Origin of the sequence: Serinicoccus sp. CUA-874, from assembly GCF_001942225.1 — a bacterium.
GTDB lineage: Bacteria > Actinomycetota > Actinomycetes > Actinomycetales > Dermatophilaceae > Ornithinicoccus > Ornithinicoccus marinus.
Window position 1 is genome coordinate 191,842 of sequence record NZ_MKJZ01000022.1, and the last position, 24,564, is coordinate 216,405.

Here is a 24,564-nt window from a genome sequence, read left to right on the forward strand (position 1 = left end):
CCGCGGTCATCAGGGCAGACGCAGCCGCGCCCAGACCGCCGCGTGGTCCGAGCCGGTGACCGTCGCCGCGCCGGCGTCGACGACGTCCAGGCCGCGCACGAGCACATGGTCGATCTGCACGAAGGCCGGCAGGAGCCCGTCCGTCGGCCAGGTGCGCACCCACCCCGACCCCGACGCCTCGTGCGCGTCCCGCAGCCCGGCGTCGTCCTTGACCTGGCGCAGCGCGGGGTGCCCGGTCGAGGCGTTGAGGTCACCGACCACGAGCAGCGGACCCTCGATGCCGGTGGCGTCCTCACCGAGCCACCCCAGCTCCTCGCGCCACGCCGCGGAGCCGGCCAGCGCCGGAGGCCGGGTGTGCGCCCCGAGCAGCGTCACGGTCTGCCCGCCCCGGGTGATCGGGAGACGGACCTGGTCGAAGAGATACGGCTCGTCGATGACGTGCGCGCCGTCGGCGCCGGTGTCGTCGTCAGCGGACCCGACCATGCCCTCGCGGGTGAGCACGAGCGTCCCGCCCGCGTCGGACCGGAGGGTGCCGGCGCGGACCGGCAGGGCGCGGTCGAGGGCCGACCCTTCGAGCCGCGCCTGCGCCTCCGGTGTCATCTCGACCAGCACGAGGGCGTCGACCTCGCGCTCGTCGACCAGCGCGGCGAGGTCCTCCAGGCTCCCCCGCCCGTACTCCAGGTTGGCGGTCGCGATCACGAGGTCGTCGCGACCGGCGGGCACGGTGTCCGGCAGCAGCCAGGGCGCCGCGAGGGCAGCGTGCCCCAGCCCCAGCAGCACCGCCGCGCCGAGCAGCAGCCGCCGGGCCAACGCCCAGGCGAGGACCGCGAGCGGCACCAGGCTCAGGCCGACGAGCACCAGACCGGACTGCAGCACCGGCACCGGACCGGTGGCGTCGACCCAGCGCAACGCGGTGAGGCCGACCGCCGCCAGCCACCACGCCCAGGCGAGCGCGACGAGGACCCGGCGCACGGCATACCCCCCGGAGCCGGCGTCAGGCGTCGACGACGATCGGGATGATCATCGGGCGGCGGCGCAGCTTGTTGCCGACGAACGACCCGACCGTCCGACGGATGACCTGCTGGAGCTGGTGGCTGTCCTGGACGCCGTTGCGCCGCGCCTCCTCCAGCGCCGCGACCAGCTTGGGCTGCACCCGCTCGAAGACGTCCTCGCCCTCGGCGAAGCCACGGGTCTGGATCTCCGGGCCGGCCGCGATGGCCCCGGTCGAGGAGTCGCGGACGACGATGATCGTCACGAAGCCCTCGTCGCGCAGGATGCGGCGGTCCTTGAGCATCGTCTCGTCCGCCGCCCCGACGAGCGAGCCGTCGACGTAGACGTACCCGCAGTCGACGCGCCCGAGATGCGCGCCCGGCCGTCGACGAGGTCGACGACCACGCCGTCCTCGGCGATGACGACGTTGTCGCGCGGGACGCCCGTCTGGACGGCGAGGTCGCCGTTGGCGACCATGTGCCGCCACTCGCCGTGGACCGGCATGACGTTGCGGGGCCGGACGATGTTGTAGCAGTAGAGCAGCTCGCCGGCGCTGGCATGGCCGGAGACGTGGACCAGGGCGTTCTCCTTGGAGACGACCGTGGCACCCAGCCGGGTGAGGCCGTTGATGACGCGGTAGACGGCGTTCTCGTTGCCCGGGATGAGGGAGGAGGCGAGCAGGACGGTGTCGCCCTCGCCGACGTCGATCTTGTGGTCGCCGTTGGCCATCCGCGACAGGGCCGCCATCGGTTCGCCCTGGGAGCCGGTGCAGATGAGCACCTGCTGGTCGTCGGGCAGCTGGGTCAGCTTGCCGAGGTCGACGAGCACCCCGTCGGGCACCCGCAGGTAGCCCATGTCGGTCGCGATGCCCATGTTGCGCAGCATCGACCGACCGACCATGGCGACCTTGCGGCCCGACTCCTCGGCCGCGTCGAGCACCTGCTGCACGCGGTGCACGTGCGAGGAGAAGCAGGCGACGATGATCCGCCGCTCGGCGTTGTGGAAGACCCGCTCGATGGCGGGGGTGATCTGCCGCTCGGGCGTCGTGAAGCCGGGGACGTGGGCGTTGGTGGAGTCGGTCATGAACAGGTCGACCCCCTCCTCCCCCAGCCGGGCGAAGGCGCGCAGATCGGTGATCCGGCCGTCCAGCGGGAGCTGGTCCATCTTGAAGTCGCCGGTGTGCAGGATCGTGCCGCCGGAGGTGCGGATGAAGACCGCCAGGGCGTCCGGGATCGAGTGGTTGACCGCGACGAACTCGCACTCGAAGGGACCGAGCTGCTCGCGGTCGCCCTCCTTCACGCCGAGCGTGATCGGGGTGATCTTGTGCTCCTTGAGCTTGGCCTCGATGAGGGCCAGGGTCAGCTGGGAGCCGATGAGCGGGAGGTCCGGCTTGAGGCGCAGCAGGTAGGGCACCGCGCCGATGTGGTCCTCGTGGCCGTGGGTAAGGACGACGGCGACGATGTCGTCGAGCCGGTCCTCGATGGGGCTGAAGTCCGGGAGGATGAGATCGACACCGGGGTGGTGCTCCTCGGGGAAGAGCACGCCGCAGTCGACGACCAGCAGCTTGCCCCGGTGCTCGATGACCGCCATGTTGCGGCCGACCTCGCCCAGACCCCCGAGAGGTATGACGCGGACGCCCCCGTCCGGGAGGGGCGGGGGCGCGGTCAGCTCAGGGTGGGGGTGGCTCATGGGCGACAGCGTAACGGGGGAGGATGGGTCTCCCCGACTGCACCAAGGAGACCTCTGCATGGGTGTCGCGCTCGCGCTCGCCGCCGCCGTGGCCTACGGCCTGTCCGACTTCATCGGCGGCGTGGCCTCGCGCCGGACCTCGCCGTGGCCGGTGGCCGTCATGTGCGCGGTCGGGGGCATGGCGGGAGCGGTGCTCATCGCCCTCGGCCGTCCCGGGGAACCTGCCGCCGCCGACCTGGCCTGGGGCGGCCTGGCCGGGATCGGCAGCGGGCTGGGCGGCGCCTTCCTCTACCGCGGGCTCGCCGCGGGGCGGATGGGGGTGGTCGCGCCGGTGTCGGGCGTCGGCGCTGCCGTGCTGCCGGTGGCCGTCGCGCTGTTGACCGGCGAGCGCCTGGTGCGCTCGTCTGGGTAGCATCGCGGCGGCGCTGCCGGGGATCTGGCTGGTGAGCCGCGAGCGACCGGCCCCGAGGGGCCGGGTCGGCTGGCCGACGGGCTGGTCGACGGCGTGCTGGCCGGGATGGGCTTCGGGCTGCTCTTCGCCGCCATCGGGCAGGTGCCCGAGGTGGCCGGGTACTGGCCGCTCGCGGTGACGCAGTCGGTGGCGCTGGTGAGCGTGATGGTGACCGCCTCGCTGCTGGGCGACAGCTGGCGACCTCGCACCCCCCTCGAGGTCGGCGGAGGGGTGGTCGCCGGGGCCATGGCGACGGTCGCCGCGCTGTGCTTCCTGCTCGCCACCCAGACGGGCTTGATGACGGTCGCCGCCGTGCTGACCGCCCTCTATCCAGCAGTCACGGTGCTCCTGGCGGCGCTGCTGCTGCGGGAGCGGATGCAGGCCGGCCAGGCGGTCGGCCTGGCGCTGTGCCTGCTCTGCGTCGCGCTGGTGTCGGCCGGCTGACACGGACTCCTGCTGACCCACGCTCTTCCGCCGACCACCCGTGTCGGTGGCCGCGGCTACGCTGTGCGGCATGCAGGCATACCTCGATCTCCTGGAGCGGATCCGCGCCGAGGGGGTGCGCAAGGGGGACCGCACCGGCACGGGGACGCTGTCGGTCTTCGGGCACCAGATGCGCTTCGACCTGACCGAGGGGTTTCCTGCGCTGACGACGAAGAAGTTGCACCTGCGCTCGATCATCGGTGAGCTCCTGTGGTTCCTGCGCGGCGACACCAACGTGCGCTGGCTGCAGGAGCGCCGGATCACGATCTGGGACGAGTGGGCCGACGAGCAGGGCGACCTCGGGCCGGTCTACGGCCACCAGTGGCGTTCCTGGCCGGCCCCCGACGGCGGGACGATCGACCAGATCCAGCGGCTGGTCAGCGGGCTGCGGAGCAACCCGGACTCGCGGCGACACATCGTGTCGGCGTGGAACGTCGCCGACGTGGACTCGATGGCGCTGCCGCCGTGCCACACCCTCTTCCAGTTCTACGTCGCGCCCGCGGCCGAGGCGACCCGGACCAGCGTGGGTGGCTGTCGTGCCAGCTCTACCAGCGCAGCGCCGACACCTTCCTCGGGGTGCCCTTCAACATCGCGTCCTACGCCCTGCTGACGCACATGGTGGCGCAGGTGACCGACCTGCGTGCCAAGGACTTCGTGCACACGCTCGGCGACGCGCACCTCTATCTCAACCACCTCGACCAGGCGGCCGAGCAGCTGACCCGAAGCCCTGGACCGCTGCCGACGCTGTGGCTCAACCCGGAGGTGCGCGAGATCGACCGTTTCGAGCTGGAGGACGTCGAGGTGCGCGACTACGTCGCCGCGCCGACGATCACGGCGCCGATCGCGGTATGACGCAGCCGTCGACCCCGTCGTCGGTGACGGACGCCGGGCAGGGTGCACACCGCGACGAGGCGGCACGTCGGTCCCGTCCGGGTGCGCTCGTGCCCGCGACCTACGTCGTGCTGCGTCGTCAGGGACCCTCGGGGACCGAGGTGCTGCTGCAGCTGCGCCGGGGCACGCCCTACATGGACGGCTGGTGGGCCTGCGGGGCCGCAGGCCATGTCGAGCCGGGCGAGAGCTTCTGGCGCGCCGGGGTCCGCGAGGCCGCCGAGGAGATCGGCGTCGAGCTGGTCGAGGACGACCTCGAGCACGTCGCGACGGTGCACCGGACCATCGCGCTGTCAGACCCTTTCGAGCAACGGGTCGACGTCTTCGTCGGCACCGACCGGTGGGTGGGCGAGCCGCACGTCGCCGAGCCGCACCGGGCCGCGCGCTTGCAGTGGTGGCCCCTGGACGACCTGCCCGACCGCGTCGTGCCGCACGAGCGGCTGGCGCTGGAGGCGCTGGCCGCCGGTCGGCGTGCGACCCTGCTCACGCACGGCTTCGACCAGCGGCTCACGCTCGTCGCGGCCGTCGGCCGCAACGGCGTCATCGGTGACGGCGCGTCGATGCCGTGGCACCTGCCGGAGGACCTGCGCTTCTTCAAGGAGACGACGATGGGCGGGGTGCTGCTCATGGGGCGCGGCACCTGGGACTCCATCGGCCGGGCGCTCCCGGGCCGGCGCACCATCGTCGTGACCCGGCAGCACGACTGGTCCGCACCGGGCGCCGAGGCCGCGCACTCCCTGTCGGAGGCTCTGCTCATGGCCGGGGACCGTGAGGTCTTCGTCGCGGGTGGTGGCCAGATCTACGCCCAGACCATCGAGCACGCCCACCGGCTGGTGCTCACCGAGGTCGACCTCGAGCCGGAGGGCGCCACGCACTTCCCCGAGGTGGACCAGGCCCTGTGGCGCGAGGCGGCCCGGGTCGCGGGGCCTGCCGACAGCGACATCACGGCCTGGGTGACCTGGGAGCGGCAGGAGGACTCGCCCGCACCCAGGTGACTCCCGGCGCGTGGTGCCGGACCCCGACGCCGTGGGTCAGGGCAGGCGCTCGGTGACCGGCGCTTCAGCCCCGTGCGTCACCACGGACACGTAGCCACCGCCGATGTCCCGCGTGGTCAGCTCCACGTCCGGGAGGACGGTCGGATGCAGCACCGCGCCCGTGAGCTCACCGCCGCGCGTCGTGAGCATCATGAGCGGGAGCAGGTCGGACACCGCCGGCCACACCGTCTCGACGACGGCATCGACCTCGAGCGAGAGGTCCTCCAGCACGCCCCTGGGGCTCGACGTAAGCGTCACGGTCCCGGAGGCCTCACCCATTTCCACGACCCAGGTCACCGGCTCCGGGGCCGAGCTTCGCGCCGTCTGCGCGAGCAGCCCCGCATCCCACGGATGCAGAGCGGGTTCGGTCAGCCCGACCGACGCCGGGTGCCCGTCCAGACTCTCGATCACCCTCGAGGTCAGCAGGCCGATGTCCTGGGTCTCGTCGAGCGGGTGCAGCACCTGCACGCGCAGGCTCGCCGTGTCCCGGTCGGGGCGGCCGGCTGCGCGGCGGTCAGGGACGAGTGTCCCGTCCTGCCAGCGCATCGGCAGCCCGCTGAGACCCTCCACCGGTCCGCCAGGCTCCTCGCGCACCCAGATGGCCCAGTGGTCCCGCAGCAATCGACGCAGCACGGCGCTGGGCCGGCTGCCTGCGGGGGTCCGCAGCACCAGCGGGCGTTCGTGACTGCGTCCTGCGTCACGGCGTGGAACGATCTCAGCCACGGCCCCAACGTGACGACCGCCAGAGGCACCTCCAGCACGAGCAGCTCATCCGCTGGGATCTCGGCCCGCCCTGCCCACGTCTCGTCGCCACCATGGTCGAGCTCGCGGTATGCCGTGCCGCTGGCAGCTCCGAGCGTGGACCCGACCGACCTGGCGAGGTCCGGCGAGCCCACGACCTCGACGACGCCTCGGCCCGCACACGCCGGCGGTCCTGCGTCGACACTGACCCACACGTCCTGGTCCTCGTCGTGCCGGGCGAGCACGACCGTCTCGCCGGGGCCGGCAACGATCCTGAGCGCGGGGTCCGCAGCCGCGGCTGCCCGCAGCACGTCTTCCGGGGATGGGGGATGGTCGAGGATCAGCTGCACGTGGACCCGGTCGACCGGGCTCATGAGGAGCCCCCGAAGCCCACCCCTGACAGTTCCTCGTCGTCGGAGGAGGCGTCGCCATCGACCACCTGCACGGTGACGGCCGGTTGCCCGGTCCGCAGCAGAAACGCCCGGCCGACCGGGAGCGACTGCGCGCGCTGATTGCCGAGCAGTGGGCCCTCGGCTCGGTCGCCGGAGAACATCAGGCCGGTCGCGCCCGTCTCGCGCACGGTCGTCAGCACCGGTTCGTGCAGGCCCCGCGACGCTCCAGCGGTGCGCCGTGCGATGAAGGAGGACACGTTGATCTCGTGGCTCATCGCGACGAACGGCTGGAGGGGGGCCAGGGGGCTGATGCCGCTCGCTGTGAGGACGTCGTAGTCGTCGGCGAGCAGCACGATACGGGGCAGAGGTGGCGCTGAGTCTGGCTGACCGTCCACGGAGTCCGGGACACGCTTCTGCAGCTCCGGGAGGATCGCCGCCACGAGTCGCTCAGCCAGACCGGAGCTCGGCGCATACCCGCCGAGGTACTCCTCGGGCACGACGCCCTGGAAGGTGCGGCGAGGATCGAAGACCGCGAAGACCAGGTCGTCCGGGCTGTGCCGGGCGATGAGCTGGCGGGTGAGGTGCCGCAGAAGCCCCGTGCGACCGGTGCCGTTGTCGCCGAGGACGACCAGGTTGCGGTCCACACCGTCGAGATCGAGGACCGCGGTCCTCAGGTCTCGTTCGTACAGACCCAGCGGGATCATGCCTTCGCTCGCCGGCTCCAGGTCCTCCCCGCGCACCACGGCCGGCAGCAGGCGCACCTTGGAGGCCTGCTCGCGGCTGCCCTCCGCGACAGCTTCGACCAGCGCCACCAGGCCGGCTGCCGCGGTGGTCCTGCTCGCCTCACCGTCCAGACGGGGCAACGCGAGCTGGCCGAAGAGGCCTCCGGAGGTGAGGAACTGCCCGGGCCGATCCGCGCTCAGGGTCTCGGACAACTTGCGGCCCACCACCGATTCCCCCGGATCCGTCATCCGGAGCTCGAGCCGCTGGCCGAAGTAGGTCTGCAGGTTGACCCGGACCTCGTTCGCGCGGGAAGCGGTCGCCACGACGTGCACCCCGAAGCCGGCGCCGCGCCGGATCAGGTCACGCACCTGATTCTCCAGGTCCCCGAACTCCTCGGTGAGCTGCCCGAAGCCGGCGCCGCGCCGGATCAGGTCACGCACCTGATTCTCCAGGTCCCCGAACTCCTCGGTGAGCTGCCCGATGCCGTCCACCAGCAGCACGACGTCGGCCATGTCCTCGGCGGCCCAGGGGACCTCCTCGTGCCTCGCACGCTCTCGCGCGGTGGCCAGATCCGGCAGCCGGTGCTGCTGCAGCAGGCTCTCGCGGGCGTGCATGGCGACGTGCACCTCCTCCACCGTTCGACGCACGATCTCCCGGTCGAGCCGGGTCGCGACCCCGGAGACGTTGGGCAACCGGGAGATCGCGGCCAGGCCGGAGCCGAGCAGGTCGAGCCCGTAGACGATGCACTCGCGCACCCCGTGGGTCAGTGCCAGCGAGCTGGCCACCGTCAGCAGTGCGGTCGTCTTGCCTGAGCGTGGGGCGCCGATGACGAGCACGTGGCCGCCGGCCGAGGCGAGGTCGAGGTGATGCAGGCCATGCCACTGCCTGGCCGGGTCGTCGAGCAACCCGACCGGGATGGCCAGTGGCCGGTCGCGACCGAGCCGCAACCCTCTGCGGGTCGGCATCGGCTGTCCCGCTGCCTGGTCCAGGGTGAGCACATCGGGCATCGGCGGGAGCCAGATGGGCCGGGTCTCGCGCGGTTGACGGGCGAGCTGGTCGACCACGGTGCCGAGGATGGTGGGTCCTTCGTCCTCCACCTCCATGTCGCCCTCGTCCGCCGCCTCCCGCTGGACCACGACCGGTTCCTCGGGCTCGCTGAGGTCGGCGTAGTCGGGGACCGGGTGCACCTCGGGTGCGACGTCCTCGAGCAGACCCTCGTCCTCGGTCGGCAGAGCGCCAGAGACGTAGCCGGCACGGAAGCGCGTGTAGGTCGTCGTGTCCACCTTGAGGTAGCCGAAACCGGGCACGGGCGGCAGCGAGAAGGCGTCCGGCGTCTCCAGCACGGTGCGCGACTCAGCCTCAGAGAGCGTCCGGAGGCCGAGGCGGTAGGACAGGTAGGTCTCCAGGCCCCTGAGCTTGCCGCCCTCGATCCGCTGGCTCGACAGCAGCAGATGCACTCCGATGGAGCGACCGATCCGACCGATGGACAGGAAGAGATCGATGAAGTCCGGCCGTGCCGTGAGCAGCTCGCCGAATTCGTCGATGACGATCACGAGGTGCGGCAAGGGCTCGGTGGTCACCTGGCCGCGGGCCCGGGCCTGACGGTATGCGGTGATGTCGGCGAGGTTGCCCGCGTCCTTGAGGAGCTGCTGGCGTCGTTGCACCTCACCCGCGAGACTGGCGTAGACCCGCTCGACCAGGTTGGCGTCGTCGCCGAGGTTGGTGATGACGCCCGCGACGTGCGGCAACGACTCGAAGGGCGCGAAAGCGGCACCGCCCTTGTAGTCGATGAGGACGAGGTTGACGTCGGACGGCCCGTGGCCGGTGCACAGGCCCAGCACGAGGGTGCGCAGCAGCTCGGACTTGCCCGATCCGGTGGCCCCGATGGCCAGCCCGTGGGGGCCCATTCCGAACTGCGCGGACTCCTTGAGATCCAGCATCACCGGGTCACCCTGGTCGTCGGTGCCGATCTGGACGCGCAGGAAGCTCGAGCGTGGGCGAGGCGCCCACGCGCGGCCCAGGTCGATGTCCTCCAGGTCCGCCACGTCGAGGAGGTCGGCGGCACGCAGCGCCTGTCGGGACGAGTCGTGCTCGAGCGAGTCCGGTGAGAGTCGAAGCCCTGCCAGGTAGCGGCACAGCGCCTCCGCCGAGGATGCGCTGAACTCGTCGAGCACCGCGGTCCGCTCCGTGGGTGCTTGGTCCCGCCGGGCATACCGCTCGATCCTCACCACTCCCGGCCGGGCCCCGTCTTCGGTGATCCGCACGGTGATGTCATCAGGCTCGTGCTGGCGGTCGGAGAGCAGGTGCACCACGGTCAGCGCGAGTGCTCCGGGCCCGATCTCCCGGTCGCCCAGGGGCAGTTCAGCGGGCCGCGCGTCGTGGGTGTCGAGCACCACCCACAGCCGGGAGAGGACACCAGCCACGTCGGCTCCGCGCAGGTTCCGCCGCATCTCGGCCGCGGTCGAGAGACGTCGGTGCAGCTCGGGGCGGAGCACCTCGGCCAGACGGGATCCGTCAGGAGCGATCCGACGTAGCGGCCCCTGGTCGGTGACGCGGTTCTGGTCGGCCAGGTGCGGCAGCCAGGTCATCCAGTCCCAGCCACGTCGGCGCTCGGGGGGTGCGAGGAGAGCCATCCCGAGGTCCTCCGGCGAGGAGAGCGCGGCCGCCTGGCAAGTCAGGGTTCGCGCGACGCGCCGGCAGAAGTCGAGGTCACCCACCACGCTGACATGGCCGACGCTGTCGAGAGCGACCGAGATGGGGGCGTCCGGGGTGCTGTCGTAGCGCTGCTCGACCCGTTCCAGCTCCGCCGTCATGAACTCGTCGTCGGCGCTGAGCGGGCTGTCGTCACCGACCCGGACGAAGCTGCGGGCCGGTGCGTCACCGGTGCCGATCCGCAGCCGGAGGAAGTCCTGGTCGTCGCGTCGCCGCTCCCACAGGCGACGCGGCGAGCGCACCAACCCGAGCAGGGCATCGGGGTGCGGGTCGGCCCCGCGGCTCACCGCGCCCCTGCTCCCCTCCCCCTCGGACAGCTCGGCCCCCTGCCGGTCCAGGTAGGTGAGGTAGCGGTCGCGCAGCATCCGGCGCCGACGCGCCGCCTTGCCCCGCTGGCTGAAGATAAGGACGACGAAGGCGACGACCGTGAGGATCATCATCAGTGCGCCGACGGCTGCCAGACCGGACCCACGGAACAGCATCATCACCGTCATCGAGGCGCCCGCACCCAGCATCGGCACGAGCATGAGCAGGTTGCCTGCGCCATCGTCCTCGGGCAGCTGCGGCGGGCGCTCCACCTCCCGTTGCTCGACCTCCGGAGCGCTGGGTGACGACCGCGCCGGTCGGTGGACGATGCGGGTGCTCACGCGCCCACCGCCGACCTGACGACGGTGCCAGCCAGGTCGTCGACGGCGAGCCGGGTCGGCTCGGACACCAGGTCCAGGGACAGCCCGGCCTCACCGGCGACGTGTCGGTCGTGCGGGAGTCGCAGCCGCTGGTCGACCCGCCGGAGGAAGAGGGAGATCCCGCTGTCCGGCACCTCGCGCAGCACCGGGACGACACGCTGCCGCTGACCCACCGCTCGCGTCGTGCGGTCCAGCTGCTCCAGGCCCCGGACGGTATGCCGTGCCACGAGGACCAGGACGTGCGGGGTGATGGTCTGGGCGAGGGGCAGCGAGGTCCCGCAGTCCACGACGGTCACACCATGGGTGCGGGACACCTCGGTCACGGTGGTCCCCAGCGCGCCGTCCAGCTCCTCGTCGAGGACGGTGAGCGGACCCCGGGGACCGGCCTGGCCGTTGAGCCAGCGCAGCGCCCCTGCCTCGGCTCCCCCGACGAGCGCGACCCCGCCGCCGCGCGAACGGGCCAACGACTGGGCGAGCAGCACCGAGGTGGAGCTCGCACCCGCGCCGCCACCGACTCCCACGACCGCCACCCGGCGGCCGGTGGAGACGTGGAGCTGGGCATCCCGGCGGGCGCTGAGTGCGCGGTCCGGTGCCTCGTCAGCGCTGACGAGGGAGGCGCCGGCCCGCAGCACCCGGCGCAGCGGCCCCTCGGCGTGGCGACGGGTGAGGCGGGTGATGTCGCGCACGAGGCGGGACTCGGTGGCGCGCATCAGAAGGTCCCCAGCAGGTCGGCATAGACGCCGAAGGCCCCGATGAGCACGGGCAACGACGCCAGCACACAGACCCGCTCGACGGCTGACGCGGCTCGTCGTCCCTGGGCGGCCCAGACGTCGCTCCCTCGGGGCAGCAGGGGCACCCCGAGAAGCCCCGCCGCGACGACGACGCAGGCAGCGGCGACCCAGAAGGCGCTGGCCGGGTCTGACCGCGCGATCTCGGCGCCGAGAGCCACCCCTCCGGCGATCGCGGCGCCCCAGATGGCGAGCCGGTGAGCTGCCATCGGGAAGTGCCGGGCGCGCACCACCGCCCCGAGCGCGAGCAGTCCACCGAGGACCGCGATCCATCCCCCGTCGACAGCGGCGGCGCCGAGCACCCACAGCGCGCACCCGAGCACGGTGCAGGTCACCACGACGGTGAGCGTGAGCGCGGCATACGCCTCGGCGACCGTCGCCTCGACGCTGCGCACCTGCACCTCCGCCCCGTCGACGATCCGGTCGTCCACGGCATACAGACCCGACCCGATCATGCTGACCCGCGGGAGCAGGCCCAGGAGGAGCAGGGTGACCACCCCGACGACACCGGCGGTCTGGACCGGATCGGCACCCAGCGCCCTGCTGAGCCAGGCGACCCCGGCGAGCGCCAGGAGCGCGATCACCGCCGTGACCGCGGCACGCAGGTGGCGGGTGAGCATGCCTGCGAGGAGCAGTCCGGCCGTGGCCAGTCCGACCACCGCGACGGCGAGAGCTGCCCCCCTCGAGCCGGTGGTGACGAGCGCGGTGATCCCCAGCACCGCGGCGACGACGCTCAGGCACCAGGCGACGGCCCGCGCGGCGAGAGCGTGGGCCACGACCGCCCCTACCAGGCCACCGAGGGCGATCCAGGGGAGCAGACCCGGAGGGTCGTCGTGCAGCCAGGCTGCGACGAGCACCAGGGCGGAGGCGAGCACAGCGGTCACCCAGCGCGCGCTGGTCGGGGTCCACAGCCCGGTGACGTCGGCCCCGCTGATCCGATCGACGAGGTCGTGCACGACGGGCTCGGCGGGCGCATCCGTGACGGGGGCGATCCGCACCCGCTGACCGTCTCGTAGCCCTTGCTCGGCCAGCGGTTCGTGGCTGGACAGCTCGTGACCGACGTCGGTGTAGAGGCGCAGCCGCACGGCCTCGCCGGGCTCGGTCAACAGGTCGAGCAACTCGGGGAGCAGCGCGGCCGGCGGCTGGTCGGTGGGCAGGACGACATCGGCGGAGCGGACCCGTCCGACCACCGTGAGCCGCACGTGCGGGTCGGCCGTGCTCACGGCGAGTCCTGGATCGTCGGCGAGGTCGGCGCACCGGGACGCTGGAGAGCCCCGTCGCTCGAGAGCAGGTTGATGACGAAAGAGACGGCGACGCACGCGGCGCAGGCCAGCACGGCGAGGAAGGCGCTGGCGAGGAAGGCACCCAGCCGTTCGGACCACTGCCGACGCAGCCGCTGGTCGCGGTGCAGCAAGGCGTGCGCCAGCCGCTGCCGACGCACGCGAACGGCATCGATCACCTGGTCGTCGTACGTGTACACCCCGTATACCCCTCTGCAGGTCGCCGAACGGGAAAGCCCTCGACCCTGCATGATGACACGTCGCGGCCCTGGGTTCACGTTGCTCAGGTCGGGGTATGGAGTTGGCAAAGGTCTGGTCAAGACGTTTGGCCTCGTGGGTCACCTGTGCTGTGATAGGTGGTGTATGTCGGTCGGGTCGAGGGATCCGACCGCTGGGGGTCATCTGGTCCGTGAGGCACCCCCGGCAGAACGAGACAGGAGGGTGAGACATGAAGTTCGACATGGGCAACGCGACGTTGTCGACGCTGACGACCAACACCTCGGGTTCGCACCAGGATCTCGGCGCTCTGGTGAAGTCGCTCATCGCGGCGGCCGAGCCGCTGGAGGGCAAGTTCAACGGTGCCGGCCGGGCGGCCTTCGACCAGTTCAAGGCACGCACCGACGAGATCAGTGCCGACCTCAACTCCTCGCTGGGCCGCATCCTCGAGGGCCAGGCGGGTATGGACACCGCGTTCCAGACCGGTGACCTCGAGGCCTCGGACAACGCCACGGCCGCTTCGGCGCAGGCCAACTTCGACGGTGCCCGCTTCGGCGCCAACCGCTGACGCACACCACTTCGATTCTCCAGGAAGAGGGGAAGCAGCATGCCCACCACCGACCGTATTTCGTACGACACCGGCGTCTCCGCCTCGGTCCAGTCCGACATCGCCGGCATCATCGGGCGCCTCGAGTCGCTCATGGCCCAGCGGGACGCGCAGGTGTCCGCGGCGATGAGTGACTTCCAGGCCGATGGGGTCTCGGAGGAGTACCACACCGTCGAACAGCGCTGGCGCAAGGCCTCGGCGGAGGTCCGCTCCATCATCGACCTCGTCAAGACCACCATGGCGCGCAACGACGAGACCGCGATCGGCTCGCAGGGGCGCGCCCGCACCGCGGTGCAGAACATCGGCTGACCAGCTGACCGCATGACGCCTGACCCACGGGCAGCCCCAGGTGGCTGTCCCGGGCGTGGCGTGCCACAGGGAGGTAACCCACATGAGCAGCTGGGACATCGACGTGCGGGCCTCGGCCGGGACGATCGAGCGGTCGATGGCCACCGCCAACAACTACACGCTGGTGCACACCAGGCTGGCGGACGTCGCGAGTCGTGTCGGCGGCGACCTGGCCAACAGCCAGCCGGTCTTCGTCGCGCTCAACGAGCTCTTCGCCGAGGTGGTGCAGCCCGACACCGAGGCGGTCGACAACCGCACCGGTTCAGCCATCACCCAGACCACGCTCGCGCTGCAGCACTACCGCGAGGGCGACCTCACGATGGCCGCGCAGGCACAGGAGGCCGCGGGCGAGGCCACCACGCCGGCGTCGCTGCCGGGTGAGGGTAGCGACTGATGCTGTCCTCGTCCGATCTCCCTGTTCTGGATGTCCCGGAGCGGGTGGAGGCGCTGGGTGAGGATCTGGCCCAGGCCGGCAGGGACCTGTCGGGCACGGCTGAGCACGTGCATGCGGACTGGGCGGCGTTGGCGGGGCAGTACGTGGCGCCGGAGCAGGAGCTGGTGCTCACCGCGATGGACACCCCGCGGCAGGTCGCTGGGGAATTCCTCACCAAGATGGGCACCGCCTCCTCGGCGCTGTCCACGTATGCCGCCGAGCTGCGCACGCTGCGGGAGCGCAAGCGCGACCTGCAGGCCGACATCGCCCGGTCGCACCAGTTGTGGGCCACGGCCGATGCGACCTCGGCCCCGGCCCAGGAGTGGCACGGCAACGGCGCGGTGACCGTGGACCACGCCAAGGAGCAGGCCGAGCAGGAGGCCGCCGACTTCGAGCTCGCGGTGACCGACCGGATGGCACAGCTGCAGGCTGACGTCTTCACCGCGCAGAACGCCTGCGCGAACGCGATCATCGGCATCTACGGCGGGCAGCCGTTCAAGATGGTCGGGGAAGCCCGCGTGGACTACGCCCGGCTGCACGGCATGGACGCCGAGACGATCCTGGCCGGTGTGGCCTCCGAGCAGGTGGGGTGGTCCCGGCCGCGGGCATACCACCACACCGGGACCGTGCTGGGGCGTCTTCCCGGTGGCGCGTGGAACTCGGTCACCGGCTTCTTCGCCAGCATCGGTGACCTGAGCGGCCTCAACGGCGACGGGCCCGCTGCCGCCTCCCGTTCCGGGTTGGCCCAGTTCGGTGGTGACCTGCTCCACTACGACCCGACCGGGTGGTTCAGCGACTCCGATCGAAGCGCCGAGGCGAATCAGCGCATCCACGGCATGGCCAGCGGCGGCTGGAACTCCCTCATCAACGACCCCGGGCACTTCCTGGGAGGCCTCGCCCCGGACATCGCGGCCGGCGCTGTGACCGCCGGGGCCGGGACCGCCGCCAGCCGTGGCGTGCGTACCGGCCTGCGCGCCGCCGACGGTGGCCCCCTGGCAACAACCCTGCGCAACCTGGGCGTGCCCACCATCCGGTACCAACCCCACTACGCCTACGCCGGCACACCCGGCAACCCCAGCAGTATCGGCGGCCGGTTCATCACCGGCAACACCACCATCGGCGACCTCCTCGACCAGCTCCATCCCACGTCCCGACCGACGATGCTCATGTCGCAGGCGGACATGCAGCACTGGATCGACACCGTCCCCGAACAGAAGCACTCCACAGGTAGCGGACCCGCCTACGACTACCAACGCGCCACCGTCGGAGACACCGAGTATCGACTCAGACCCCCCGGGGAGCGACCCATCTGGGCCGATGGCCTAGAGGCCGCCGAGGACGGAGTCGTGGTCGCCGAAGCGAAGTACGTCCTCGAACCTGGATCGCCGCGGTCTCTTTACGAGGGGCGTGGTCCTGACTTCCTCTGGAGGGACTTTGACGACGAGATGAGACGATACGGGTTGGTCATGGACGACCCCTCGAACCCGGTATCACGCCTGCAGCTCGTCACCAACACGGAAGCCTCAGCCGAGATGATCTACCAGCGCGCCCGGCGGATACTTGGCCCGGATGTGGACATTCAGATCAGAGTCGAGAGGTCACCGTGAAGTATCTCAATCGCGATGCGCTGGGGCTGCCCAAGAACCTGCCGCATGACATCGTGCCCGCTCTGAGGGCAGCATTCCCCAGCGCCGAAGTGGACTTCTTCGGCGGTGACGATCCGATCGCCGTCGAGGTGGAATCGGCAGTTGACCCAGGATTCGAAGTGGCCTTCTTTATGCCCGAGATGGCCACATGTGACGGCCTGCCGGAGCAGCAGGCAATGGTCGCGTTGTGCATGGCCCAGGAGTGCCGCAATCACGGGGTCCGTATCGTGATGACCAGCGATGACGCCGCACAGGCGTGCACGGTCGAAGAAGGCGACACCGTCGCCGACCTGCTCAACCCGGACCGGTGGAGTTTCATCGACCCGAACCTGCTCGGCCACGGCGACATCATGCACAGCTACCCCAGCCCGGACCAGGACGACTGACCTCCCCCGGGGCTCCCTGGAAGGGTTCACCCGTACGCGCAGCCGTGGACCACGAGTGAGGGTTCCGCCAGCCAGCCGCGGGCGTACCACCACACCGGGACCGTGCTGGGGCGTCTTCCCGGGGGCGCGTGGGACTCGGTCACCGGCTTCGTCGCCAGCATCGGTGACCTGGCCGGCCTCAACGGCGACGGTGCGGCCGCCGCGTCCCGTTCCGGATTGGCCCATTTCACGGGAGACTTGTGGAACTACGATGTTCTGCAAGGCATGCTCGGGGGATCCGATCGAAGCGCCGACGCGAATCAGCGCATCCACGGCATGGCCAACGGGTCCTGGAACTCGCTTGTCAACGACCCCGGGCACTTCCTGGGAGGCCTCGCCCCGGACATCGCGGCCGGCGCGCTCACCGCCGGGGCCGGGACCGCCGCCAGCCGTGGCGTGCGTACCGGCCTACGCGCCGCCGACGGTGACCCCCTGGCAGCCACCCTGCGCAACCTGGGCGTGCCCACCATCCGGTACCAACCCCACTACGCCTACGCCGGCGCACCCGGCGGTGTCGGCGGCCGGTTCGTCACCGGCAACACCACCGTCGGCGACCTGCTCGACCAGCTCACCCTGCAATCCCGCGCCGACCGCGGCGACAGCGGGTCCGGTGGCGGGGGCACGTCGGGACAGGACAGCCCTGGCGCACGCGCTGGGAGTCCTGACAACCGCGGCGGGGTAGGACCGGGGCTACCGCGCGATCCCGATGGTCTCGGGGACTGGGGACCAGTGACGGAGAGCATGTCCGCCCGGGCAGAGGTCTACCAGGAGCAGATCACCGGCCAACCAGTCAACATCGGCTACGTGGTCGACGGCACGAAGTTCGACGGGTACGCCAACGGCGAGTTCATCGACGCCAAAGGCCCCGGTTACAACAGCTTCTTCCGCGCCGACGGCACCCCCTACGAGTGGTGGGCCGTCTCCCGCACTGGAGGGCCAAGCATGCTTCGACAGGCCCGAACCCAGCTACGCCTTGCACACGGCCACCCGGTGGTCTGGTACGTCGCAGAAGCGCATGCTGCGCGCGGCATTGAGGACTGGCTCACCCTGAACGGTATCTTCGACATCGAGATACGGATCCAACCTCCACGTTAGGAGTGATAAGCGCATGTCGTGGTACTTGGGACTGTACTGGGGGCCGTCTTCCGAACCTGCCTCGGTCGAGGTGTCGGCGAACCAGGTCTGGGACAGTCTGGCAATGCTGCGTGACGAGTTGGGATGTGCGTCGTCCTGGTCCTCAGGCGACGTCATCTTGGACGGTGCGGACTCGCTTGCTACGGCGTTGGCGACCGGTGTACACACGAAGGACACGACCGGTGAAGTTATACCAACCCTGGGTCAGACCATCGGAATCCAGTCGCTAGACCAGCATGACCTCGTGGTCAACGTGAGCGTCGGGGGAAGCGCAGATACATGGACCGGGGTCTTTGTCTGTCAGACCCGGCTTCTCGCCAACCTTGATCGTTCCAGGGCAGGGCGCTTGCTTGGTCGTCTAGTGGAAATCTGGTGTCCGGCCCATGCGGCCTTAACTACGAGTCAGTTGCGCCGGGCGGGTTGGCAGGCCGGCCTGTCCAAGAAGGGACCTGCCGCCGGGTGGTTGACGTGGGTGTCCCCGGACCTGCACGATCCGTTGCCCGGGCCGGTCGAAGAGCTCGGCGGAGGCCGCCTGCACGTGCTCGCCCCCACCGCTGATGAGGCCACCGTGGACCGGGTCCTTCACGTCCTGGAAGGCACAGGTCCCACCAGCACCCCCTGACCCACGCGCGGCAACCTGCTTGACCACCCCCGCAGGGCACTGGCATGCCCGGCCGCCCGAGGCCGGCATACCCCGCGTGTCACCCTCCGAGAGCTGAGCACCGGAACACCGGGCTCAAGGAGTGGATGCAACCGAAGGAGGGCCTGGACCGCACCGGCCCTGACGGGGACCTGTACCCCAGCGGCTACCGCCGCTACGGGAACCTGAGCGTGCGACAGTTCTACGACAAGTACATCGACACCGACACCGGAGAATGGATCTACCCACCCCACGACGGGTTCGACGGACCCCGCATCCCCAGCACTCTCGAACCGGGAGACATCATCGACCGCTTCGGCTTTGACAGCGGTGAGTACGCCGCGCCGGACAGAACCGCGTTCGACGCCCGGGCGATGCCACCATCGAGCACGAACTTCTCCTACGGCCGCTACCGTGTCCTCAAACCCCTCGACGGTGTCCTCGAAGGACGCACCGCGGCCTGGTTCGAGCAACCAGGCGGCGGCACCCAATACAAGTTCCCCGAGGGTCGAGGATTGAAATGGTATCTAGACAACGGGTATCTGGAGAAGGTGCCATGACACGAGATGGGGACCAGACCGGCGAGCAGCCCACAAGAGTGACGACCATGGCAAAACTTCGAGAGCTTCGTCAAGAGTTGGGGTTACCCCGAGCCGCAGTCGGATATCTCAGAGGCGACCCAGAGGTTCATGCTGATGGTGGCGCGGCCCTCTTGGCGGAAACTGCCCACGGGACGTGGCTGCTGCGCTATAAGGACCGTGGGAAGCTGTATGGCGACCGCTACTTCAGAACTTTGGAGGCTGCGCTGGAATATCTCGCGACCGACGCCGTGAAGGAGGCCAACTACCCGAAGGCTGATCTGTCGCCGGAGGAGCTGGCTGAGTTGGACGCGACCGCGGATGAGCGGCGGCGCAAGATCGAGGAGGACTTCGACCGGTGGCAGAAGGCTGAGATCGAGCGTCGGGCGCGTGCCGCCCAGACCGACGGCCCCCAGTGAGCGAGGGCCGTTGATGAGCAGCCGTGAGCAGGCCATGGCCGCAGTGGCCGCGGCGGTACAGCAGGCAGGATTCGACCCCACTCACGTCCTGGTCGCGGACGCGGACGGGCCGCCACCGCCACCGGGGCCCTGGGTGCTGGTCCGGCCCCCGGGCACCGACGGGGCGTGGACGGTGGGCGGGGTCTCCCGCGGACAGTTCCGCCCCTACGGCCACGCCCGCGGCGAGCAGGCCGCGACCGACCTGGTCATCCAGCTCCTGGCCCCACCGGCACACTCGATCCCGGCGACCGAGGAGCTCACCGCCCGTGGCCAGGCTACCGGTGAGGCGATCCTGGCGCGCACCCGGGCCCGGGACGGGGCACCCGGACCCGCCGGCACCGTCCCCGGAGACGTGCTCGACGTCATCGGCACCGACACCGGGCACCACCTGTTCGCGCTCGGCACCCTGTTCCCGCACCGGTCCCAACCACCCACCGACGCCGGTGGACCCTACACCCGCTACCAGGTCAGCGCCCCCCTGAGCAACGCCCAAGAAGGCGTCGTGACGCCTGGTTCGACCAGCCCGGCGGCGGGCCGATGATCGTGCTACCCCACCCCATCCGGTGGCACATCGACCACCACCAACTCACCCCCCTGACCTGACTGTGAGGATTCCCTTTGCAGCCTGATGGTGATGGGCTGTGGCTGATGACTACGAGCGTGACCCCTGACCTGACTGGCTTCGTGCCTTCGGGTGGACTTGTCCGCTCGCGGTCGTCGGCCCCGGCCCGGTCGGAGCAGCTGGCCTGATCAGGAGCTTGACCGTCCTGGCGTTGATGGCGCCTGGACGTGTCTCATCACAGTCCTGCCGAGTCTCCGCCCCGGACCGGAACCACGTCCCCGTTCGGCAATGAGGAGAACGCAATGCCCAGTCTGACCGATCTGCGCGAGGTGGTCGACGTCATCATCGGCGTCGACACCCACGTGCACACCCACTCGGCCGCCATCATCGAGACCCGCACCGGTGGAGTGCTCGATGAGGTCACCGTCGAGGCCACCGCGGACGGCTACGCCCGACTGGTCGAGTTCGCCGACGAGCACGCGGTGCTGCGGGCGTGGGCGATCGAAGGCACCGGCGGGCACGGCGCCGGCCTGGCCCGCCACCTGGCCGACCGCGAGGAGCTGGTGGTCGAGCTGGACCGTCCCGAGCGTGCGCACCGGCGCAACGGAGCCAAGTCCGACCCGCTGGACGCGGTCCGGGCTGCCAGGGAGGCCATGTCGCGGGCCCGGCTGGGCACCCCACGGGCGGGCGGTGACCGGCAGGGGTTGTCGGTGCTGCTGGCCGCGCGACGCTCGGCGGTGCAGGCCTCCGCCGACGCTCAACGTCAGGTGTTCAGCCTGGTCATCGCCGCACCGGAGCACATCCGGGACCGGTTCCGCGGACAGAAGCTGCTCGCCATGGTCCGCATCGCCTCACGGTTACGCGTCCAGGGCGGCTGGGACGTAGAGACCCTCAGCACGGTCACCGCGCTGCGCTCACTGGCCCGCCGTGTCCAGGCGCTGACCGTGGAGGCGAACGAGCACGAGAAAGCCATCCTGGTCATCGTCCGCTCCTGGCGGCCCGACCTGCTCGCACAGCCTGGCGTCGGCCCGATCGTGGCCGCCACGGTGCTGTGCTCCTGGTCCCATCCCGGCCGCATCCACTCCGAGGCTGCCTTCGCCATGCTCGCAGGTGCCGCTCCGATCCCCGCCAATAGCGGCCAGGTCACCACCCGCCACCGGCTCAACCGCTACGGCGACCGACAGCTCAACCGCGCCCTGCACACCATCGTGCTGTCCCGACTTCGTTCCCACGAGAACACCCGCGAGTACGTCGCCCGCCGCACCACCGAGGGCAAGACACCGCGCGAGATCAAACGCTGCCTCAAGCGCTACGTCGCCCGCGACCTCTACCGACTCCTCGAGCACAGGCCAGCCCAGACAGCCCTTGACAGACCATAGGAGCGTCCCCCCGAAACTGACCCGTGCTCTACCTCAACCGCGACCAGATCGGCATACCCGAAGACCTCCCCACCGCCATGCTGCCCGCCCTGCACTCCACCTTCGCCGGCGCACAGATCCAGCTGCTCGAGCAGCCGCCGATCTTCATCGACATCACGCCAGTCGATGAGCCCTCCTTCAGCGTGTGCTTCTACTTCCCTCACATGGCCAGTTGCGATGGCACTACCGAGCAGCAGGCGCTGGTCGCATTGTGCATGGCCCAGGAGTGCCGCAAGCACGGGATCCGCATCGTGATGGCCAGCGACGACGCGTCGTTCGTCTGCGCGGTCGAAGAAGGCGACACCGTCGCCGACCTGCTCGAGGAGGACCGGTGGAAGCTCATGGACACCGAGTTCGGTGAAGGTGACGTCATGCAGAGCCCCACCCGCACAGATCAGCGTGACTGACACAAGCGATGGCAGCAGGTTCGGCCGCTGGTGATGCGATGCGCCAATTCGGACCGGTCACCTATCCTCGACGCATGATCCGAGACCGTCGTCGCAGACTGGCTGTAGTTGCCGCCGGGACCGTGCTCCTTGGGGGATGTGGCCAGGGGGGCCCGGTCGACTATGTCACTCCGGTCGACGGAGTCGCGACAACGTATGCCGTCACCGTGGATGAGGTCACCGATCCTGCGCCGCCGCCGGAGAACTACCTGACACAACCACCCGAGGACAGCAGGCTCGTCGGGGTCGAGGTCACGGTGACGGCGACCCCGCAAGCGCAGTCGTCCGTAGCCCTCGCATCCACATGCTTCACCGGTCACGACTCAGCCGGCGCAGAGGCGCAACGGTTGGATGGCTTCACCTCACAAGGCGAACAACAGCTCAACGGGGTGCTCACCCAGGATTCCTCTCTGTCGGGGCAAATCCTCTTCCGGGTGCCCGACGGCGAGACCCTCTCCACCCTCAGCGCAAGGTGTGACGCCACAGGGAGCGACGAGACCGTCATCGAGCTAACCACCGAGTAGACCGCCACCCGCCTGCTCGAGGAGGCCGCTCCCACCGTCAGATCCCCCGCGTAGGGTCAGGAACGTGAAACCTGGCGACCTGACGAAGATCCGCACGCTCTCCTCCCCCACGGTGCACCCCGACGGCCGCGACGTGGTCTTCGTCGTGAGCGGCCGGACGTCGAGGACAACCGCTACCGCACCAGCCTGTGGCGGCTCGACCTGAGCACGGACGACGCCCGGCCCACCCGGTTGACCAGCAGCACGCGGGACTCGGCACCGGCATACTCCCCCGACGGCACGCAGCTGGCCTTCCTCCGCGCCGGCGACGACGGACCGCCGCAGCTGCACGTCATGCCTGCCGACGGCGGCGACGCTCGACGCCTGACCGACCAGCCGCTGGGCGTCGGCTCCGTCTCCTGGTCCCCCGAGGGCACGCAGCTCGTGTATGCCACCCGTATCCCCGAGCAGGTCGCTACGGCACCGACGACGCCGTCAAGCCCGACCAGGAGGCGCCGCGGCTCATCGAGCACAGCGCCTACCTGGCCGACGGGCTCGGCTACGTCCTCGACCGCCCGAGCAAGCTCTTCCTGCTCGACCTCGCCGACCTGCCCGATCCCGATGGCCCGGACGCGACGAGCTCCCGCCCAGCACGCAACTCACCTCGGGTCGAGGTGACGACAGCGCGCCCGTCTTCCTGCACGCCGGCACCCGGATCGCCTTCGTCGCCTCGCGCGACCGGCGCGGCGCCTGGACCCCGGACACCCTCGTGAGCGACGTGTGCTCGGTCGACCTGCGCGGCAAGGGCTTCCGCCGGCACACCGACGGCACCGGATCGGTCGGCAGCGTGCACGTCGGCCCGGACGGCACGGCCGTCTACGGTGCGGCCGACCTCGGCAGCTCGAAGCAGGACTTCGTGGCTCGCAACGCGGTGCTGCGCCGGCTCGACGGCCCGGGGGTCGCGCTCACCGACGCCGAGACCGACCACCTCGCCTGCGCCCCGGTCATCGGCGGCGACGGCGCGGTCGTCGCCGCCTTCGAGGTGCGCGGCGACACCGTCGTGCGTGACCTGACGGCCGACCGGGTGCTGCTCGAGGGTCACGTGGGCGTGACCGCCCTGGCCGCCGGCGGCGACGTCGTCGTCGCGGTCGCGGGCACGCGCGAGTCATACTCCGAGCTCTTCGTCGGCCGCTCCGGCGAGACGCTCACGCAGCGCACCGACTTCGCCCGCCACCTCACCGGCACGGCGGCGCCGATCGAGACCGAGGAGCTGGACGCGACCTCGGGCGACGGCTACCCGGTGCACGGCTGGCTGGTCCGGCCCACCACCAAGCCGCGGCGCAAGGCGGGCCACCCGGTGATCCTCATGATCCACGGCGGCCCCTACGCGCAGTACTCCGGCAACCTCTTCGACGAGGCCCAGGTCCTCGCCGGCGCTGGGTATGCCGTCGTCATGGGCAACCCGCGAGGCGGCTCCGGCTACGGCGCGGCGCACGGACGGGCGGTCAAGGAGGCGATCGGCACCGTCGACGTGGCCGACCTCACCGCGCTGCTGGACCACGCGCTGACCCTGCCGGGTCTCGACGGCTCTCGGCTCGGCGTCATGGGCGGCTCCTACGGCGGCCTCATGACGACCTGGCTGGTCGGGCACACCGACCGCTTCACCGCGGCGATCAGCGAGCGCGCTGTCAACGCCTGGGACTCCTTCGCTGGCACCAGCGACATCGGCTGGTTCTTCGCCGACGAGTATGCCGGCGCCTTCCAGCACGAGCAGTCACCGCTGACCTGGGCCGACCGGATCACCACACCGACGCTGGTCATCCACTCCGAGCGCGACTTCCGCTGCCCGCTGGAGCAGGGCCAGCGACTCTTCGCGCGGCTGCGCAAGAACGGCGTGCCCAGCAAGCTGCTCGTCTTCCCCGGCGAGGGGCACGAGCTGTCGCGCTCGGGCCAGCCGCGGCACCGGCTGCAGCGCTTCGAGCACATCCTCGACTGGTGGGCCGAGCACCTGCGCTGAGGGATAGAGCAGTGGCACGCTGGTGCCGTTCTGTGTGTCACATCTGTGCTCCTGAGCACGCATGTGACACACGTTGACGGACCAAGAGATGTACAGGCGTCTCTCTACTCCGCCGGAAGCTCGGCGTCGCCCTCAAGCGGTCGGCCCACTCCAGCAACGGCTCCAGGCCGAAGGCCTGCTCGTCGATCCCCCCCGGCCGACCCTGTTGGGACCGCCAGTGACGACGAGCCTCCTCCACCCCGGTCAGCGGGGTGCCGGCAGCCTCCAGCGCGTCTG

23 protein-coding genes and 2 pseudogenes are annotated in these 24,564 nt (G+C 70.6%); 18 read left to right on the forward strand and 7 right to left on the reverse strand.

The annotated features are described in order from the left end of the window. Nucleotides 1-9 precede the first annotated feature (9 nt). Nucleotides 10-972 carry an endonuclease/exonuclease/phosphatase family protein gene (locus tag BJF80_RS07700; protein ID WP_075812652.1) on the reverse strand — a complete coding sequence of 321 codons (963 nt, stop codon included), beginning with the start codon at nucleotides 970-972 and terminating at the stop codon, nucleotides 10-12. A 22-nt stretch (nucleotides 973-994) separates the two neighbouring features. Continuing rightward, a pseudogene (locus tag BJF80_RS07705) lies at nucleotides 995-2,679 on the reverse strand (ribonuclease J). Nucleotides 2,680-2,737: 58 nt separating this feature from the next. On the opposite strand from BJF80_RS07705, the gene BJF80_RS19255 reads away from it, so the two are divergent. The 4 genes and pseudogenes from BJF80_RS19255 (at nucleotide 2,738) to BJF80_RS07720 (ending at nucleotide 5,496) form a co-directional block, all read left to right on the forward strand. Then, nucleotides 2,738-3,091 (forward strand): DMT family transporter, encoded by a 354-nt coding sequence (locus BJF80_RS19255; RefSeq protein WP_202817167.1) that lies wholly within the window; start codon nucleotides 2,738-2,740, stop codon nucleotides 3,089-3,091. A 93-nt stretch (nucleotides 3,092-3,184) separates the two neighbouring features. Beyond that, on the forward strand, nucleotides 3,185-3,574 hold the full coding sequence (locus BJF80_RS19260) for an EamA family transporter (protein WP_202817168.1): 390 nt from the start codon (nucleotides 3,185-3,187) through the stop codon (nucleotides 3,572-3,574). 70 nt (nucleotides 3,575-3,644) lie between these two features. Next, nucleotides 3,645-4,465, forward strand: a pseudogene (locus tag BJF80_RS07715) (thymidylate synthase). Further along, the gene (locus BJF80_RS07720; protein WP_083673527.1) at nucleotides 4,462-5,496 is read left to right on the forward strand and encodes a dihydrofolate reductase; all 1,035 of its coding nucleotides are present in this window, start codon (nucleotides 4,462-4,464) and stop codon (nucleotides 5,494-5,496) included. The pseudogene BJF80_RS07715 and the gene BJF80_RS07720 overlap by 4 nt, the downstream one beginning before the upstream one ends. Nucleotides 5,497-5,532: 36 nt before the next feature. Here BJF80_RS07720 and BJF80_RS07725 read toward each other — a convergent pair whose 3' ends face one another. From BJF80_RS07725 to BJF80_RS18785, 5 genes are all read right to left on the reverse strand, one after another. Then, nucleotides 5,533-6,258 carry a DUF6177 family protein gene (locus tag BJF80_RS07725; RefSeq protein ID WP_143554030.1) on the reverse strand — a complete coding sequence of 242 codons (726 nt, stop codon included), beginning with the start codon at nucleotides 6,256-6,258 and terminating at the stop codon, nucleotides 5,533-5,535. Nucleotides 6,259-6,646: 388 nt separating this feature from the next. Next, nucleotides 6,647-10,750: a type VII secretion protein EccCa gene (eccCa, locus tag BJF80_RS07730; RefSeq protein ID WP_075812656.1), complete on the reverse strand. Its 4,104-nt coding sequence runs from the start codon at nucleotides 10,748-10,750 to the stop codon at nucleotides 6,647-6,649. Next, on the reverse strand, nucleotides 10,747-11,499 hold the full coding sequence (locus tag BJF80_RS07735) for a hypothetical protein (protein WP_075812658.1): 753 nt from the start codon (nucleotides 11,497-11,499) through the stop codon (nucleotides 10,747-10,749). Before BJF80_RS07735 ends, eccCa begins: the two co-directional genes overlap by 4 nt. Beyond that, a complete protein-coding gene (locus tag BJF80_RS18350; RefSeq protein ID WP_075812660.1) occupies nucleotides 11,499-12,800 on the reverse strand; it encodes an EsaB/YukD family protein in 1,302 nt (433 codons plus the stop codon). The genes BJF80_RS07735 and BJF80_RS18350 overlap by 1 nt, the downstream gene beginning before the upstream one ends. After that, entirely contained in the window at nucleotides 12,797-13,036 is a 240-nt protein-coding gene (locus tag BJF80_RS18785) for a hypothetical protein (protein ID WP_158068496.1), read from the reverse strand. Before BJF80_RS18785 ends, BJF80_RS18350 begins: the two co-directional genes overlap by 4 nt. Before the next feature lie 269 nt (nucleotides 13,037-13,305). Between BJF80_RS18785 and BJF80_RS07750 the strand changes: the two genes are divergently transcribed. From BJF80_RS07750 to BJF80_RS07815, 14 genes are all read left to right on the forward strand, one after another. After that, complete coding sequence (locus tag BJF80_RS07750; protein ID WP_075812664.1) at nucleotides 13,306-13,641, forward strand: hypothetical protein; 336 nt, start codon at nucleotides 13,306-13,308, stop codon at nucleotides 13,639-13,641. Between the two features lie 39 nt (nucleotides 13,642-13,680). Then, a complete protein-coding gene (locus tag BJF80_RS07755) occupies nucleotides 13,681-13,989 on the forward strand; it encodes a pore-forming ESAT-6 family protein (RefSeq protein WP_075812666.1) in 309 nt (102 codons plus the stop codon). 82 nt (nucleotides 13,990-14,071) lie between these two features. Then, complete coding sequence (locus tag BJF80_RS07760) at nucleotides 14,072-14,422, forward strand: DUF6507 family protein (RefSeq protein ID WP_075812668.1); 351 nt, start codon at nucleotides 14,072-14,074, stop codon at nucleotides 14,420-14,422. Next, entirely contained in the window at nucleotides 14,422-16,068 is a 1,647-nt protein-coding gene (locus tag BJF80_RS07765) for a restriction endonuclease fold toxin-2 domain-containing protein (RefSeq protein ID WP_075812670.1), read from the forward strand. The genes BJF80_RS07760 and BJF80_RS07765 overlap by 1 nt, the downstream gene beginning before the upstream one ends. Then, entirely contained in the window at nucleotides 16,065-16,493 is a 429-nt protein-coding gene (locus BJF80_RS07770; protein WP_075812672.1) for a hypothetical protein, read from the forward strand. The genes BJF80_RS07765 and BJF80_RS07770 overlap by 4 nt, the downstream gene beginning before the upstream one ends. Before the next feature lie 102 nt (nucleotides 16,494-16,595). Further along, a complete protein-coding gene (locus tag BJF80_RS07775) occupies nucleotides 16,596-17,627 on the forward strand; it encodes a Tox-REase-5 domain-containing protein (protein WP_143554032.1) in 1,032 nt (343 codons plus the stop codon). Between the two features lie 786 nt (nucleotides 17,628-18,413). Continuing rightward, entirely contained in the window at nucleotides 18,414-18,866 is a 453-nt protein-coding gene (locus BJF80_RS07785) for a TNT domain-containing protein (RefSeq protein WP_075812678.1), read from the forward strand. 38 nt (nucleotides 18,867-18,904) lie between these two features. Continuing rightward, on the forward strand, nucleotides 18,905-19,303 hold the full coding sequence (locus tag BJF80_RS18355; RefSeq protein WP_143554033.1) for a hypothetical protein: 399 nt from the start codon (nucleotides 18,905-18,907) through the stop codon (nucleotides 19,301-19,303). 13 nt (nucleotides 19,304-19,316) lie between these two features. Next, complete coding sequence (locus BJF80_RS07795; protein WP_158068497.1) at nucleotides 19,317-19,883, forward strand: glycohydrolase toxin TNT-related protein; 567 nt, start codon at nucleotides 19,317-19,319, stop codon at nucleotides 19,881-19,883. 323 nt (nucleotides 19,884-20,206) lie between these two features. Further along, a complete protein-coding gene (locus BJF80_RS07800; protein WP_075812684.1) occupies nucleotides 20,207-21,283 on the forward strand; it encodes an IS110 family RNA-guided transposase in 1,077 nt (358 codons plus the stop codon). A gap of 23 nt (nucleotides 21,284-21,306) precedes the next feature. Beyond that, nucleotides 21,307-21,729 carry a hypothetical protein gene (locus BJF80_RS07805; RefSeq protein WP_075812686.1) on the forward strand — a complete coding sequence of 141 codons (423 nt, stop codon included), beginning with the start codon at nucleotides 21,307-21,309 and terminating at the stop codon, nucleotides 21,727-21,729. 206 nt (nucleotides 21,730-21,935) lie between these two features. Next, nucleotides 21,936-22,292, forward strand: a complete 357-nt coding sequence (locus BJF80_RS18790; protein WP_158068498.1) for a hypothetical protein — start codon at nucleotides 21,936-21,938, stop codon at nucleotides 22,290-22,292. 231 nt (nucleotides 22,293-22,523) lie between these two features. Next, nucleotides 22,524-22,949: a TolB family protein gene (locus BJF80_RS18795; protein WP_083673531.1), complete on the forward strand. Its 426-nt coding sequence runs from the start codon at nucleotides 22,524-22,526 to the stop codon at nucleotides 22,947-22,949. 91 nt (nucleotides 22,950-23,040) lie between these two features. Then, the gene (locus BJF80_RS07815) at nucleotides 23,041-24,288 is read left to right on the forward strand and encodes an alpha/beta hydrolase family protein (protein ID WP_158068499.1); all 1,248 of its coding nucleotides are present in this window, start codon (nucleotides 23,041-23,043) and stop codon (nucleotides 24,286-24,288) included. Nucleotides 24,289-24,564: the final 276 nt, after the last annotated feature.

Coding starts and splice junctions, on each gene's coding strand:
- BJF80_RS19255 (WP_202817167.1), top strand. CDS start 2,738: ATGGGTGTCGCGCTCGCGCTCGCCGCCGCCGTGGCCTACGGCCTGTCC.
- BJF80_RS07720 (WP_083673527.1), top strand. CDS start 4,462: ATGACGCAGCCGTCGACCCCGTCGTCGGTGACGGACGCCGGGCAGGGT.
- BJF80_RS07735 (WP_075812658.1), bottom strand. CDS start 11,499: ATGCGCGCCACCGAGTCCCGCCTCGTGCGCGACATCACCCGCCTCACC.
- BJF80_RS07750 (WP_075812664.1), top strand. CDS start 13,306: ATGAAGTTCGACATGGGCAACGCGACGTTGTCGACGCTGACGACCAAC.
- BJF80_RS07755 (WP_075812666.1), top strand. CDS start 13,681: ATGCCCACCACCGACCGTATTTCGTACGACACCGGCGTCTCCGCCTCG.
- BJF80_RS07760 (WP_075812668.1), top strand. CDS start 14,072: ATGAGCAGCTGGGACATCGACGTGCGGGCCTCGGCCGGGACGATCGAG.
- BJF80_RS07765 (WP_075812670.1), top strand. CDS start 14,422: ATGCTGTCCTCGTCCGATCTCCCTGTTCTGGATGTCCCGGAGCGGGTG.
- BJF80_RS07785 (WP_075812678.1), top strand. CDS start 18,414: ATGCAACCGAAGGAGGGCCTGGACCGCACCGGCCCTGACGGGGACCTG.
- BJF80_RS07795 (WP_158068497.1), top strand. CDS start 19,317: ATGAGCAGCCGTGAGCAGGCCATGGCCGCAGTGGCCGCGGCGGTACAG.
- BJF80_RS07800 (WP_075812684.1), top strand. CDS start 20,207: ATGCCCAGTCTGACCGATCTGCGCGAGGTGGTCGACGTCATCATCGGC.